Annotated in this window: 13 protein-coding genes and 1 tRNA gene; 11 read left to right on the top strand and 3 right to left on the bottom strand. The window is 65.8% G+C overall.

The annotated features are described in order from the left end of the window. Positions 1-42 precede the first annotated feature (42 nt). The 5 genes from NFC98_RS17580 to NFC98_RS17560 all read left to right on the top strand — a co-directional run bounded on the left by NFC98_RS17580 (position 43) and on the right by NFC98_RS17560 (position 6838). Positions 43-456, top strand: coding sequence for a hypothetical protein (locus NFC98_RS17580; protein ID WP_254276182.1), 414 nt, complete (start codon positions 43-45; stop codon positions 454-456). A gap of 173 nt (positions 457-629) precedes the next feature. Beyond that, complete coding sequence (locus NFC98_RS17575) at positions 630-1850, top strand: TolC family protein (protein ID WP_254276181.1); 1221 nt, start codon at positions 630-632, stop codon at positions 1848-1850. Beyond that, positions 1847-3307, top strand: a complete 1461-nt coding sequence (locus NFC98_RS17570; protein WP_254276180.1) for an efflux RND transporter periplasmic adaptor subunit — start codon at positions 1847-1849, stop codon at positions 3305-3307. Before NFC98_RS17575 ends, NFC98_RS17570 begins: the two co-directional genes overlap by 4 nt. An 11-nt stretch (positions 3308-3318) precedes the next feature. After that, positions 3319-6465, top strand: coding sequence for an efflux RND transporter permease subunit (locus NFC98_RS17565; protein ID WP_254276179.1), 3147 nt, complete (start codon positions 3319-3321; stop codon positions 6463-6465). A gap of 1 nt (position 6466) precedes the next feature. Then, positions 6467-6838 carry a copper-binding protein gene (locus NFC98_RS17560; protein WP_254276178.1) on the top strand — a complete coding sequence of 124 codons (372 nt, stop codon included), beginning with the start codon at positions 6467-6469 and terminating at the stop codon, positions 6836-6838. Between the two features lie 60 nt (positions 6839-6898). Here NFC98_RS17560 and NFC98_RS17555 read toward each other — a convergent pair whose 3' ends face one another. Next, positions 6899-7762 carry a YicC/YloC family endoribonuclease gene (locus NFC98_RS17555; RefSeq protein ID WP_254276177.1) on the bottom strand — a complete coding sequence of 288 codons (864 nt, stop codon included), beginning with the start codon at positions 7760-7762 and terminating at the stop codon, positions 6899-6901. 145 nt (positions 7763-7907) lie between these two features. Here NFC98_RS17555 and rph point away from each other — a divergent pair, with 145 nt between their 5' ends. Further along, positions 7908-8645, top strand: coding sequence for a ribonuclease PH (rph, locus tag NFC98_RS17550; RefSeq protein WP_183329954.1), 738 nt, complete (start codon positions 7908-7910; stop codon positions 8643-8645). Between the two features lie 85 nt (positions 8646-8730). Here rph and NFC98_RS17545 read toward each other — a convergent pair whose 3' ends face one another. Beyond that, complete coding sequence (locus NFC98_RS17545; protein ID WP_254276176.1) at positions 8731-9498, bottom strand: exodeoxyribonuclease III; 768 nt, start codon at positions 9496-9498, stop codon at positions 8731-8733. A 93-nt stretch (positions 9499-9591) separates the two neighbouring features. Between NFC98_RS17545 and pyrE the strand changes: the two genes are divergently transcribed. The 4 genes from pyrE to rep all read left to right on the top strand — a co-directional run bounded on the left by pyrE (position 9592) and on the right by rep (position 13583). Continuing rightward, the gene (pyrE, locus tag NFC98_RS17540; RefSeq protein WP_254276175.1) at positions 9592-10302 is read left to right on the top strand and encodes an orotate phosphoribosyltransferase; all 711 of its coding nucleotides are present in this window, start codon (positions 9592-9594) and stop codon (positions 10300-10302) included. A gap of 68 nt (positions 10303-10370) precedes the next feature. Then, the gene (locus NFC98_RS17535) at positions 10371-10937 is read left to right on the top strand and encodes a YfaZ family outer membrane protein (protein WP_254276174.1); all 567 of its coding nucleotides are present in this window, start codon (positions 10371-10373) and stop codon (positions 10935-10937) included. 79 nt (positions 10938-11016) lie between these two features. Then, positions 11017-11508: a tRNA (uridine(34)/cytosine(34)/5-carboxymethylaminomethyluridine(34)-2'-O)-methyltransferase TrmL gene (gene trmL / locus NFC98_RS17530; protein ID WP_254276173.1), complete on the top strand. Its 492-nt coding sequence runs from the start codon at positions 11017-11019 to the stop codon at positions 11506-11508. After that, positions 11505-13583 carry a DNA helicase Rep gene (rep, locus tag NFC98_RS17525; RefSeq protein ID WP_254276172.1) on the top strand — a complete coding sequence of 693 codons (2079 nt, stop codon included), beginning with the start codon at positions 11505-11507 and terminating at the stop codon, positions 13581-13583. Before trmL ends, rep begins: the two co-directional genes overlap by 4 nt. 139 nt (positions 13584-13722) lie before the next feature. Here the strand turns inward: rep and NFC98_RS17520 are convergent, their stop codons facing one another. Then, positions 13723-14550 (bottom strand): cytochrome c5 family protein, encoded by an 828-nt coding sequence (locus NFC98_RS17520; protein ID WP_254276171.1) that lies wholly within the window; start codon positions 14548-14550, stop codon positions 13723-13725. Positions 14551-14798: 248 nt separating this feature from the next. On the opposite strand from NFC98_RS17520, the gene NFC98_RS17515 reads away from it, so the two are divergent. Then, positions 14799-14875 (top strand) — tRNA-Arg (locus NFC98_RS17515). Positions 14876-14931 lie beyond the last annotated feature (56 nt).

Below are 14931 nucleotides of genomic sequence, written 5' to 3'. Positions count from 1 at the left end.
GATAATTTGGCGTAATATTCATCGTAAAAAGTGAGGTGTATCATGATCAAGAAGGTTGCTCTTACCGCTGCCGTTGTTAGCTTGTTCTCTGTCCCGGCTTTTGCCAATTTTGGCACCACGGCATCAAGCGAAAGCGCTCTGCAGGAAGGTAGCACGCCTAGCGTGATCATTAATTCTGGCCAGCCGCATACTTACCAACTCAACCTGAATGAAGCCGCAGCGGTCAAGATTGCTAGCAGTCACTTCCCCGGGATGCACTCCATACTGCCAATGAAAGCCGAGTTGATCGATGCTCAGGGCAATACCTTGAGTCAGGTGAGGTCTTCTGGTGGCGACTTTGAAATTCGAGAAGCGTTGCCGGCCGGCCAGTATAGCTTGGTGGTATCAGGAAATTCCGCGCCGGGTGGGGATAGTTGGGACGCCCATCGTTATAGCCTTCACGTTGCTTTCAAATAACCCGGTACTCAAGCTTTGAAGAAGCATGGCTGGCCGGCACCCGTCGGCCAGTTTGATAGATATAACCAAGAATCTTTATGAATTTTGGCCATGGTGCATGTGCCATGGCGCTGTTCTTGCCGCAGTGCACAGGTGAGTATGGAGGGTGGTGAATGGGCTCTCGGTTACCCAAAATGTTGGCTGTGGCGTTAAGCACGGCTTTTATGTTGCCTTTTCCGGTATTGTCAGAGCCGGTGCTTTCTCTGATGGAAGCTGAGCGGCTCGCTCGCATCGACGACCCTGCCACACTGCGCTACCAGGAGCTGGCTGAGGCTCGACGTGAGGCCGCCATCTCGGCCAGACAGCTTCCCGATCCCATGCTGATCATGGAGGTAATGGACGTCGCACGAGATGGTCTTTCCATCGATGACGACACCATGACCCAACTGCGTGTGGGAGTGCGCCAGACCTTCCCGAGAGGCGGCAGCCGTCGATTGGCAAGCGAGCGGGAAGGCGCGTTGGCCATGGCTGACGCAGCTCGTGGCAGCAACGCAGAAATCACTGCCGTTCGCGCCGTGCGGCGTGCCTACCTGTCGCTCTACGAGCAGCGCGCCATCCGGGAAGTGCTGGAGAAGAGCCAGCCCTTGTTCGAGGACCTGCGCGATATCACCGAACGCGAGTTTGCTTCCGGCTTTGCCGATCAACAGGATCTGTTACGTGCCGAACTGGAGCTGAGCCGGTTGCATGATCGCCTGCTTTCCGTTCAGGCACAGGAAGCGGCAGCACGGGCCCAGCTTGCGCGTTGGGTCGGTCAAGATGCCATTTCACGCCCCTTAGCCCCCGGCCTGCCCGACATGACCGAGCCGGCGGATGCGTTGCTGTCGCATCCGCTGCTCGCCGCAGAACAGGCTCTCGTCGATGCCGGCAACCACGGTGTCGAGCTGGCGCGTCAAGGCTACAGGCCTCAGTGGTCGGTCGAGCTGACCTATGGCACGCCAACGGAACGGGGCATGGACATGCCGGATCGCATGTCGGCGATGGTCATGGTCGACCTTCCGCTCTTTACACGCCAGCGCCAGGACCGCGATCTATCGGCCAGCGTGCACCGTCGTGAGGCCGCCCAGTATGCCTGGGATGCACAGGCCCTCGAGTTGCAGCGCCAGGTGGGGGAGACCCAGGCCAGGTGGCATCAGTTGAGCGAGCGTGAGCGTCAGTATGCAGAGCGCCTCCTTCCGCAGGCCAGGGAGAACGCCGAAGCCGCCGAGCATGGGTATCGCAATCGCACCACGGACTTCAACTCACTTGTGCGTGCACGCCTGACCGAGCTGGAAACGCATATCGAGGCCGTGCGTATCGGGTCGCAGCGTCGCCTTGAGCAGGTGGACCTGCTCTATCTACTGGGAGAAAACGCATGAAGGCGTTCGCTGTCATCGTCCTGCTGGGTGCGGGGGCTGCCGCAGGCGCCGCTGCCGTGACCTACTGGCCGGATTCCCATGCGCACGTTGCTGCCGCGGCGGACACGGCCAACGGTGAGAGAGAGATCCTCTATTACCGCCACCCACATAACCCCTCCGTGACCTCTCCCGAGCCGCGCAAGGATGAGATGGGCATGGAATTCATTCCGATCTATGCGGGTGGCGGCGACGCGACGCCCGGTACCGTGAGTATCAGCCCTGTCGTGCAGCAGAATATGAACGTGCGAATCGGCTCGGTGGCTCGTGGAGACCTTGCGCGCCTGGTCGAGACGGTCGGCTTCGTCGACTACGACGAATCGAGACTCAGCCACGTTCACCTGCGTACTCAGGGCTGGATCGAGGAACTCAGCGTCAGAACCACCGGCGAGCGAGTCGAGGAGGGGCAGCTGCTGTTCCGCCTCTATGCGCCTGAACTGGTCAATGCCCAGGAGGAACTGTTGCATGTCTTGCGTCGTGGCGGCAGTCCTGCTCCCGCGCGCGAGCGCCTCAGGGCGCTGGGGGTGAGCGCCGCCGAGATTGCCGAGATCGAGCGGGCCGGTCAGCCGCGCCGGCTCATCTCGGTGCGGGCGGACCAAGGCGGCGTGGTGGAGTCGCTCAATGTGCGTGAAGGCATGTATGTCACACCGGGCACCGAGGTGATGACCATTGCCGACCTCTCGCAGGTATGGGTGATTGCCGACCTGTTCGAGCATCAGGTGGATGCCGTGGCGCGAGGTGACGCCGCCCATGTGAAGTTGCCCTTCCGCCCAGGCGAACGTCTCGAGGGCAAGATCGATTACATCTATCCCAGCCTGAACAGCCCGACCCGAACCGTTCAGGTGCGCCTGGCCTTCGACAATCCCAGGGAGCGACTCAAGCCGGGAATGTATGCCGATGTCCAGCTAACCACCCGCCCGCTGCAGGGCGTCCTGTACCTGCCGGCTGAGGCTGTGATCCGTACCGGCCGGCAGGACCGCGTCATCCTGGCGCTGGGCGAAGGGCGTTTCCAGGCGCGCGAGGTCCAGGTGGGGCGTCGTGCCAACGGCGACCTGGAGATCATCGAAGGCCTCAGGGAAGGGGAGCGTGTGGTTCTCTCCGGCCACTTCCTGCTCGACTCCGAAGCGGCAGCTGGTGCCGAGCTGGCGCGCATGACCGAAGCCGAGCAGGAGAGTGCGGATGACGATGTCTGGGCCGATGGACGCCTGATTTCCATCGACCGCGATGCTCGTGTGCTGAACGTCGACCATGCGCCGATTCCCCTGTTGGGCTGGCCGGCGATGGTCATGGACTTCACCGTGGCCGACGACCTCGAGCTCGACGGATTGCACGAAGAGATGCCGATTCGCTTTCGTATGCGTGAGCGCGAGGCGTTTCTCTACGAAATCACCGCCATCGAGCCGCAGGCTCACGACCACTGAGGAGTCGTTTCATGATCGAAAGGATCATCACGTGGTCGCTGCACAATCGCCTGCTTGTGCTCCTGGCAACGGCCATCTTCGTCGTCTGGGGGCTCTTCACCGGCCGGCAGATGCCGCTGGATGCCATTCCTGATCTCTCCGACGTTCAGGTGATCGTTCATACCAGCTATCCCGGTCAGGCGCCCCAGGTGGTGGAGGATCAGGTTACCTATCCTCTGTCGACGGCCATGCTGGCCGTGCCTCAGGCGAGAGACGTGCGCGGTTTTTCCATGTTCGGCGACTCCTACGTCTACGTGCTGTTCGAGGATGGCACCGATCCCTACTGGGCACGCTCCCGCGTGCTGGAGTACCTGAGCCAGGTGGCGCCCCGCCTGCCGGATGGCGCCACACCGGCGTTAGGACCGGACGCGACCGGTGTGGGCTGGGTCTACCAGTATGCCCTGGTGGACCGCAGCGGTGAGCTCGACCTGGCCGGCTTGCGCTCACTGCAGGACTGGTTCCTGAAGTTCGAGTTGCAGTCCGTGACAGGGGTTTCCGAGGTCGCCACGGTGGGCGGCATGGTCAAACAGTATCAGGTGGTGCTTGACCCGAATCGTGCGCGGGCCTATGGCCTGACCCTTGCCGGCATCCGCTCGGCCATCGAAGGCGCCAACCGTGAGGCGGGCGGTTCGGTCATCGAGATGGGCGAAGCGGAATACATGGTGCGCTCGCGTGGCTATCTGACCGGTATCGAGGAGCTGCGCCTGGTGCCCGTTGGCCTCGGCGGCGACGGTACGCCCGTCTTGCTTGAGGACGTGGCCGAAATCCGCATCGGGCCCGCCGCCCGCCGCGGTATCGCGGAGCTGGATGGCGAGGGTGAAGCGGTAGGTGCCCTGGTGGTCATGCGCCATGGCGAGAACGCGCTGGCCACCATCGAGCGGGTCAAGGCGCGCCTCGATGAGCTGCGACCGAGCCTGCCCGAAGGCGTCGAGATCGTGGAAACCTACGATCGCTCGGTACTGATCCAGGAATCGGTCGACAACCTGACGGGCAAGCTGCTGCAGGAATTCCTCATCATCGCACTGGTATGCGTCGTCTTCCTGCTCCACTTCCGCTCGGCGCTGGTTGCGATCGTGGCACTGCCGATCGGCATACTGGCGGCACTGATGATCATGCAGGCCAAGGGCATCAACGCCAATATCATGTCGCTGGGCGGCATTGCCGTGACCATCGGTGCCATGGTGGACGCCGCCATCGTCATGGTGGAAAACCTGCACAAGCGGCTCGAGAAAGCGCCCCCGGGCGAGGATCGCTGGCATACCGTGGCCGAGGCGGCCAAGGAGACCGGCCGACCGATCTTCTTTGCGCTGCTGATTATCGTGGTCAGCTTCCTGCCCCTGTTCACTCTCCAGGGCCAGGAGGGGCGCATGTTTTCACCGCTCGCCTTTACCGGCACCTACGCCATGGCAGCGGCGGCAGGTCTCGGCATCACCCTGGTGCCGGTTCTCATGGGCTACCTGGTGCGTGGACGCATACGCCCTGAGTCTGCCCATCCGCTGAGCCGCATGCTGATTGCCATATACCGCCCCGGGCTGAATGCCCTGCTGCGCTACCCTTGGGCAACCATTGCCGCGGCAGTGCTGATTGCCGCCAGCGTGGCCTACCCGGCGAGCAAGCTGGGCAGCGAATTCATGCCCCAACTGGATGAAGGCGATCTCATGTACATGCCCTCGCTGGAGCCCAGTGTCTCCATCGGCAAGGTGCGTGAATTCATGCAGCAGACCAATCGCCTGATCATGTCGGTACCGGAGGTGGAGCGCGTCTTCGGCAAGGCGGGGCGTGCCGATACGGCCACGGACCCCGCACCAATCGGCATGCTGGAGACCGTCATTCGCTTCAAGCCCCGCGATCAGTGGCGCGAGGGCATGACCAAGGCCGATATCATCCGTGAGCTCGATGAGACAGTGAGCTTTCCCGGGGTGGCGAATGTCTGGGTGCCGCCAATCAAGACGCGTATCGACATGCTCTCGACCGGCATTCGCTCCCCCGTGGGCATCAAGGTAGCCGGCGACGACTTGGGAGAGATCGAACGGATCGGGCGTGAGATCGAACGCGTACTCCAGGATGTGCCGGGCACGGCATCGGCCTATGCCGACCGCACAGCTGCCGGGCGCTACGTTGAAGTGGACATCGATCGACGGGCCGCCGCGCGCCATGGTGTCAACGTCAGTGACCTGCAGGCCGTTATTCAGACGGCGGTAGGGGGGATGAATGTCAGCGAAACCGTCGAGGGGCTGGAGCGCTATCCCATCAACCTGCGCTATCCCCAGGATTGGCGTGACTCCCTAGAGAGCCTGCGGGACCTGCCGATCATCACATCGTCCGGCGCTTACCTTCCGCTGCAGGCGCTGGCTGACGTGGGCATCGTCGACGGGCCGGCGATGATCCGCACCGAGAATGCACGACTCAACGGCTGGGTCGTGGTCGATATCCGCGGGCGCGATATCGGTTCCTTCGTGGCCGAGGCGCGCGAGCGGGTGATGGAACAGGTCGCCCTGCCGGCCGGGTATTCGGTGACCTGGTCGGGTCAGTACGAGTACATGGAGCGGGCCAAGGAGCGCCTGCAGTGGGTCGTCCCGGTGACCATCGTGCTGATCTTCCTGCTGCTCTACCTGTGCTTTCGCAACGCCGCCGAGACTTTCATGCTGATGGGGTCGCTGCCGTTCGCTGCCGTCGGCGGGGTGTGGCTGCTCTACTGGCTCGCCTATGACGTATCGGTTGCCGTGGCGGCAGGTTTCATCCTGCTGATCGGGCTGTCGGCAGAGTTCGCTGTGGTCATGCTGATGTATGTTAAAGGGGCGGTCGAGCAACGCCAGCCCCGCAGCCGTGGCGAGCTGCGCGAGGCAATTATTGAGGGCGCTGTGATGCGGGTTAGGCCCAAGGCGATGACCTCGCTGACGGTGGTGCTGGGGCTGAGTCCGCTATTGCTGGATTCCGGCCCCGGGTCCGAGGCCATGCAGCGCATCGCCACGCCCATGGTGGGCGGCATGATCTCCGCCCCCCTGGTTTCACTACTGCTGATTCCCGTCCTCTACTGGCTGTGGCAGCGGCGACACTTTCCCGAGTCTGTCTCATCAGAGGCTGCGCTCAGCAACACCAAAACCCAAGGAAACCTGTGATATGAAAAAGATCGTACTTCAGTTGGCAGTCGTGATGGGCGTTATGGTGGCGCTACCTGCGATGGCGACCAGCGATCATGGACACGGCAAGCGTGCCGGTCATGGCGCCATGGCAGGACATGAGCATCAGGAAATGCGCACAGCCGAAGGCATCGGTACCGTGCAGTCGATCACGCAGGATGGCAATAGTGTCGTGCTGGCCCATGAACCAATCGCCGAACTTCGCTGGCCGGCCATGACCATGGAGTTGGCTTTGGCCGATCCAGCCTTGGCAGAGGGTATTGACGCCGAGGAACGTGTTCGCTTCGTGCTGCGCCAGACCGGCGAGACCGATTATGTCATTGTGTCGATCGAGCAGGTGAGGGCCCCTTGACGGGGCCTTTTCCTGGCGATGAACGCAGCGCCCTGGAGGCATCGCGGACGCGATGGAACCTCACTCGATGTTCTGGATCTGCTCCCTCATCTGCTCGATCAGCACCTTGAGCTCCACGGCGCAGCGGGTGGTGCTGGCGACCACCGACTTGGAGGATAGGGTGTTGGCCTCGCGGTTGAGCTCCTGCATCAGGAAGTCCAGGCGCCGGCCCACCGGGCCCTTCTGGGTCAGCTGGCGCTCCACCTCGGTGACATGGGTGGCGAGGCGGTCGAGCTCCTCGTCCACGTCGGCCTTCTGGGCGATCAGCGTCAGCTCGGCCTCGAGTCGCTGGGGGTCGAGTTCGGCCTTCACCGAATCGAGGCGCTCCAGCAGCAGGCTGCGCTGGCGCGCGAGGATCTGCGGCATCAGCCGGCGCACCTCGGCCACCTGGCCGTTCACGGCGGCCAGCCGCTCGCGGATCAGGGCGGCGAGCTTGTCGCCTTCCCGGGCGCGGCCGGCGATCAGGTCGTCCAGGGTGGCCTGGAAGAGGGCCATGGCGGCGGCCTTGATGGTGTCGAGGTCGGGCCCCTGGCTCTCGAGCACGCCCGGGTGGTCGAGCAGGGCCAGGGCATCGGGCATGGGGGCGTCGGGTACCGCGTCGCGCACCTCGGCGAGGGCGCGGGCCAGCTCGGCCAGCCGCTCGCGGCTGACCGCCAGGCCGCCGTCGTCTCGTGCGGGGTCGAAGCGCAGGCTGCACTCGACCTTGCCCCGGGCCAGGCGGGTGCGCATCGCCTCGCGGAACAGCGGCTCCAGGTCGCGGAGGCTCTCGGGCAGGCGGAAGTGGGGCTCCAGGTAGCGCTGGTTCACCGAGCGCAGCTCGATCTGCAGGCTGCCCCAGTCGTCGTCATGGGCCTGGCGTGCGAAGGCGGTCATGCTGTGGACCATGAGGGACTCCTGGCGTGGTCGAGGGTCATGGGGAAAGCGCGTCGGGGCAGTGTAACCGATTCCCCCCGTCGCGCGGACGGCCAGGGGTGTAGAATGGGCGGCCAGGCGTTCCCGCCACCGTCAATCGATGTTCAAGAGAGGTGTCATGACTTCGGAGTTCCGGCGTCCCAGTGGACGCGCCCCCGACCAGCCCCGCGAGATCCGGCTCACCCGCGACTACACCCGCCACGCCGAGGGGTCGGTACTGGTGGAGTTCGGCGACACCAAGGTGCTGTGCAACGCCAGCGTCGAGCCGGGGGTGCCGCGCTGGCTGCGCGGCAAGGGCCAGGGCTGGGTGACCGCGGAGTACGGCATGCTGCCCCGTGCCACCCACACCCGCGGCGGCCGCGAGGCGGCCCGCGGCAAGCAGGGCGGACGGACCCTGGAGATCCAGCGCCTGATCGGCCGCTCGCTGCGGGCGTCGGTGAACCTCAAGAAGCTCGGCGAGTTCACCATCACCGTGGACTGCGATGTCATCCAGGCCGACGGCGGCACCCGCACCGCCTCGATCACCGGCGGCTGCGTGGCGCTGGTGGATGCCATCCGCTATTTGCAGCGTAACAAGCTGATCAAGGGCGATCCCTTCAAGCAGCTGGTGAGCTCGGTATCGGTGGGCCTGTTCCGGGGCGTGCCGGTGGTGGACCTGGACTACCCGGAGGACAGCGGCGCCGACACCGACATGAACGTGGTGATGGCCGAGGACGGCAGCCTGATCGAGGTGCAGGGCACCGCAGAGAAGGGCAGCTTCAGCCGCGCCGAGCTGAACGCCATGCTGGAGCTGGCCGAGAACGCCGGTGCCCAGCTCTTCGACCACCAGCGGGAGTCGCTGGGCATACCCCGCTGAGGCAAGCCCTCCAACGCATCACGCCGGCCATGATGGCCGGCGTGATGCGTTCCGGCGGGCCGGAACGGCGACGAAGGGCACTGACTCAGAGCGTCAGGTCATACTCCACGATCAGCGGGGCGAACTCGGAGAAGGTCGCTTCGTAGTCGATCCAGGCGTCGACGATATGCCGTCGGAAGTTGGGACCCACGATCTGGTAGTCGATGCGCCAGCCTTCCTGGCGCGCCCGCGGCACCTCCTGGTCCAGCTTCGGCCACCAGGTGTACTCGCCGGCGTCGCGGTTGATCTCGCGGAAGCAGTCGATGAAGCCGGTGGGGCCGAACACCTGGTCCATCCAGGCGCGCTCCTCGGGCTTGAAGCCCGGGGTGGTCTGGTTGTCGGCCCAGTTCTCCAGGTCGATGGTCTTGTGGGCGATGTGCCAGGTGCCGCAGATGATGTACTCGCGGCGCTTGCGGGCCATCTTGCTGAGGTACTCCTGGTACTGGGCCATGAAGGCCTGCTTGGCGGCCGGGTCGCTGCCGTCGGGCATCAGGAAGCTGGCGATGCTGAAGCGGTCGTAGTCGGCCTGCAGGAAGCGCGCCTCGTGGTCGCACTCGGGGAAGCCCAGGCCATACATGATCGCCTTGGGGATCTTCCGGCAGTAGAGGCCCACTCCGGAGAAGCCGTCCTGCTCGGCGTCGAGGAAGTAGCCCTCGTAGCCCTCCGGATAGAGGATGCTGTCGTCCAGCTCGAAGCTCTTGGCCTTGAGGTTCTGCACGCAGACGACATCGGCATCCTGGTTGGCCAGCCAGTCGAGAAAGCCCCGCCCGACCGCCTCCCGGATGCCGTTGACATTGATGGTGGCGATTTTCATACATGGTCCCTTTTGCGTCGCGCGTGTATGATACCCGACGTTTCGACGTTTGGGTAAATGGCCACGGCCAATAAAGATGATAGGAGCCCCGAGGTGGAGAATTCCGGCACGCGCGAGAGTCCCGACGGCCAGCTCAAGGCCTACCAGCGTGAGTTCATCGAGTTCGCCATTCAACAGGGGGTGCTGCGCTTCGGCGAGTTCACCCTGAAATCGGGTCGCGTCAGCCCCTACTTCTTCAATGCCGGGCTGTTCCGCACCGGCGCCGCCTTGGCCCGCCTGGGGCGCTTCTACGCCCGCGCCATCGTCGATCGCGCCCCCGCCTTTGACGTGCTCTTCGGTCCCGCCTACAAGGGCATCCCCCTGGCCGCTACCACCGCTGTGGCGCTGGCCGACCACCATGACCGCGACCTGCCCTATGCGTTCAACCGCAAGGAGGCCAAGGCCCACGGCGAGGGCGGCAACATCGTCGGTGCCGCGCTGGAAGGTGATATCCTGATCATCGACGACGTGATCACCGCCGGCACCGCCATTCGCGAGGTGATGGGGCTGATCGATGAGGCCGGCGCCCGGGCCGCCGGGGTGGTGATCGCCCTGGATCGCCAGGAGCGCGGCAGCGCTGAAGTTGAAGGCAAGGGCCTGAGCGCCATTCAGGAGGTCGAGGCCCGCTCCGGCATGCCGGTGCTCAGCATCGTGACGCTGGACATGGTCCTGGCCTATCTTGAAGGGCAGGACGGCGAGGAACTGCGTCACCATGCCGCGGCGATCCGCGACTACCGCGACCGCTACGGCGTCCAGAGGCACTGAGCCCGGCCGACGTTTCACGCCTCCGCAGGAGTATCGCACCGGAGACGATCATGACATGGAGAGCTTTGATGAAATCGATCCTCACCGCCCTTGCCGGCACTGCCCTGCTGACCCTGGCGGGCCTGGCGGGCCTGGCCCAGGCCGGCAGCCTGGACCTGAACCTGGGCCCGGACGCCGTGCAGTTCGAGGCGGCCGGTGAAGTGACCGACGGCATCCGCCTGGGGGGCGGCGTGGTCGACAGCGAGTATCGCGAGGATGCCACCGTCTTCCACGCCCAGCTGATGGGCACCCAGCACACCCGCGAGCGCGAGGTCGGCGTGGGGGCCCGCTGGACCCAGTACGATACCGATGTCGGCAAGGGGGGCGGCCTGGGGCTGGGCGGCTACGGCTATGTCTACCTGCCCAACCTGCCCGAGGTCTCCCTGGGCGGCTACGGCTACTACACCCCCGGCGCGGTGACCAGCCGCGACCTGGATGACGGCTACGAGATCGGCGTGCGCGCCCGCTACGCCTTCGCCCCCAACGTGGACGGTTACGTCGGCCTGCGCCAGCTGGGCGCCGACTTCGACAGCGACGGCAGCGGCACCCGTACCCTGGACCGCGGCGCCCAGGTCGGCGTGCGCCTGCGCTTCTGACGCCCCTCGCCATCGCACCCTGAGGCGGGCCCCGGACGGGGCCCGCCTGCGTTCCACCGGGCCCTTCAGCGGAGCCGCCATGCTCGATGTCGTTCTCTACCAGCCCGAGATCCCGCCCAATACCGGCAACCTGATCCGGCTGTGCGCCAATACCGGCTTCCGGCTCCACCTGATCGAGCCGCTGGGCTTTGCCCTGGATGACAGGCGGCTGAGACGCGCGGGTCTCGACTACCACGAGTGGGCGGCGGTGCGGGTGCACCGCGACTGGGCGTGTTTCCTGGCCGAGGTGGCGCCGCCCCGGGTTTTCGCGGTCTCGACCCGGGGGCGGACCGGCTACCACGAGCCCGCCTACCGCGAGGGCGACGCCCTGGTGTTCGGCCCCGAGACCCGCGGCCTGCCGCAGGCGCTGCTCGATGCCCTGCCCGAGGCCCAGCGCCTGCGCATTCCCATGCGCGAGGACAGCCGCAGCCTCAACCTCTCCAACGCCTGTGCGGTGCTGGTCTATGAAGCCTGGCGCCAGCTGGGCTTCGTCGGCGCCGCCGGGCTGGATGTCGCGAGGCCTGCCCCATGACCCCCCCCGTCACCATCCAGCAGCGCCTCGCCGGCCTCAACCCCCGCCAGCAGGAGGCGGTTCGCTACATCGACGGGCCCTGCCTGGTGCTGGCCGGGGCCGGCTCCGGCAAGACCAGCGTGATCACCACCAAGATCGCCTACCTGGTGCAGGCCTGCGGCATGAGCGCCCGTCGCATCGCCGCGGTGACCTTCACCAACAAGGCCGCCCGGGAGATGAAGGAGCGGGTGGGCAGCATGCTCAAGGGCAAGGAGGGGCACGGGCTGACCGTCTCCACCTTCCATACCCTGGGGCTCAACATCATCCGCCGCGAGCTCAAGGCGCTGGGCTACAAGCCCGGCTTCTCGCTGTTCGACCCGGAGGACGCCAAGGCGCTGCTGCGCGACCTGATGCACAAGGATGCCCAGGTCGACGCCGACCAGATCAACGCGGTGCAGCAGCGGATCTCGGCCTGGAAGAACGACCTGGTGCTGCCCGGGCAGGCGCTCTCCCACGCCGCCGACGAGGAGGAGCTGTTCGCCGCCCGGGTCTTTGAAGCCTACGGCCGCCACCTCAAGGCCTACAACGCGGTGGACTTCGACGACCTGATCCTGCTGCCGGTGGTGCTGCTGCGCGACGACCCGGAGGCCCTCGCCCGCTGGCGCAAGCGCATCCACTACATGCTGGTGGACGAGTACCAGGACACCAACGTCAGCCAGTACCAGCTGGTGAAGCTGCTGATGGGAGAGCGGCAGACCTTCACCGTGGTCGGTGACGACGACCAGTCGATCTACGCCTGGCGCGGCGCGCGTCCCGAGAACCTGGTGACCCTGGGCGAGGACTTCCCGCGCCTGCAGGTGGTCAAGCTGGAGCAGAACTACCGCTCCACCGGCACCATCCTGCGCGCCGCCAACACCCTGATCGCCAACAACCCCCACGTCTACGAGAAGACCCTGTGGTCGGAGATGGGCGAGGGGGCGCCGATCCGCGTGGTGGTCAGCCGCCACGAGGAGGCCGAGGCGGAGCGGGTGGCCGGCGAGATCCTGACGCGGCGGATCAAGGAGCGCGCCGAGTGGCGCGACTTCGCGGTGCTCTACCGGGGCAACTTCCAGGCCCGGCTGCTCGAGCTCAAGCTGCAGCACTACCAGATCCCCTACAAGCTCTCCGGCGGCACCTCCTTCTTCTCGCGCAACGAGATCAAGGATGCCATGGCCTACCTGCGGCTGCTGATCAACCCGGCCGATGACAACGCCTTCCTGCGCATCGTCAACGTGCCGCGTCGCGAGATCGGCCCGAGCACCCTGGAGAAGCTGGCCAACTACGCCACCGACCGCGGGGTTTCGCTGTTCGCCGCCTGCCACGAGCTGGGCCTGGCCGAGCAGCTGCCCGAGCGGGCCGTGGAGCGCCTGGGTCGCTTCACCCACTTCATCGACGGGGTGCGCCGGCGCATGGACCAGGGCGATGCCGTCGCGGCGATCCGCGACATGCTGCGGGAGATGGACTACGAGGCGTGGCTCTATCAGAACGCCAGTGCGCCCACCATCGCCGAGCGGCGCATGGCCAACGTCTGGATCCTGATCGACCAGCTCGAGAAGTCGATGCAGGTGGCCCCGGAAGACAGGAGTCCCGAGGAGAGCACGGCCTCCGAGGAGACCGAGACCGACGATGTGGAGGCCGCCATCTCCCGGCTGGTGCTGCGCGACATCCTCGAGCAGCAGGCCGAGGAGGACGACTCCGACCGGGTCCAGCTGCTGACCATGCACGCCTCCAAGGGGCTGGAGTTTCCCCATGTCTACCTGCTGGGGCTGGAGGAGGAGCTGCTGCCCCACCGCAACGCCATCGAGGCCGGCACCGTGGAGGAGGAGCGCCGCCTGGCCTACGTGGGCATCACCCGGGCCCGGCGCACCCTGACCCTGACCCTGGCCCGCCAGCGCAAGGCCTATGGCGAACTGATGGACTGCGCGCCGAGCCGCTTCCTGGACGAGCTGCCGGCGGAGAGCCTGGAGTGGGAGGGGCGCGCGGACAAGGAGGACCCGGAGAAGAAGCAGGCGCGGGGGCAGGACGCCATCGCCGGGCTGCGCTCTCTCTTGGGCTGAGGATTGGATTCCGCGGGAGCACTGCCTGCTGCGCGAGGGGGGGGAGCCCCTGCCTGATATCAGTCGCCCTGTACGCCTACGCAAGCGGGGCGCCCTGAGGCGCCCCGCTGACGGTTCCAATGGCCGGTAACAGGCTTGCCTACTGCACCGCCTCGACCATGAAGTCCACCGCGGCCTTCACCTCGTCATCGGAGAGGCTCATGTTGCCACCCTTGGCCGGCATGGCATTGAAGCCGTTGATGGAGTGATCGTAGAGGGTCTCCATGCCCTGCTCCAGGCGGGCGCCCCAGGCGTCGGCGTCGCCCTTGATCGGGGCGCCGGCGGCACCGGTCATGTGGCAGGCCATGCAGGCCTGGTTATAGATCGCCTCGCCATCGATGCTGGCCTGGGCAGGCTCGTCGGCGGCCGCGGCATCATCTGCTGCCTCGGCGACTGCCTCATCGTCGGCGGCTGCGTCGTCGGAAGCGGCCTCATCGGCAGCAGCTTCCTCGGCCGGGGCCTCATCGGCACCGCCACCGAGTTCCGGCACGTCCATCACCGGCTCGACCAGATAGGCGGTAGCCGCCTCCACTTCCTCGTCGGAGAGGTTGGGGTTGCCGCCCCGGGCCGGCATGGCATTGAAGCCGTTGATGGAGTGATCCAGCAGGGTGTCGAAGCCCTGGTCGACACGGGCCGACCAGGCGTCGGCATCGCCGCGCACCGGGGCGCCGGCGGCACCGGTCTCGTGGCAGGCCATGCAGACGCGGTTGTAGATATCGCCACCGTCGATGCCGCCGCCGTTGGCGTCGGCGGGGGCTGCCTCGGCCGCGGAAGCGGTGCCGCAGTCCTCGTCCTGCAGGCATACCTGGCCCACCGGCTTGAGACGCTCGGCGATGGCGTCACGGTCGACCTCGGCCTGGGCGGAGGCCATGCCGGCGGTCATGCCCAGGGTGGCCAGGCACCCCATGATCAGCTTGCTGGATTTCACTCTCACCACCTCTTGACGGTCCTGTAATGAAAACGGCGTGTGGCGACGTCGCGAGTGGGCCATCACCACGGCCGAGACGCCATGACGCGCACAGTGCCGAACAGTATACCGGCATCCCGTACGGCTGGAAAATGCTGTGCCCCCCGCCATTGGCATGAGAAGACACCCGGGCCAGGCCGACGGGCGCTGGACAGGCGCCCGCCTGGCGGTTAGGATGTCGTCCGCCTGGCGCCTGCGCCGGGCCATGTGCGCCCGTAGCTCAGCTGGATAGAGTATCGGCCTCCGAAGCCGAGGGTCGCAGGTTCAAGTCCTGCCGGGCGCGCCACGAATTCAAGGGCCTACGACGATGTCGTGGGCCTTTTTTCTTGCATATCGTTACCA

This window comes from Halomonas sp. 3H, from assembly GCF_024206005.1.
Taxonomy (GTDB): Bacteria; Pseudomonadota; Gammaproteobacteria; order Pseudomonadales; family Halomonadaceae; genus Halomonas; species Halomonas campaniensis.
Note: the sequence above shows the minus strand (reverse complement) of the source record. Positions and strands in the feature narration are given on the sequence as shown.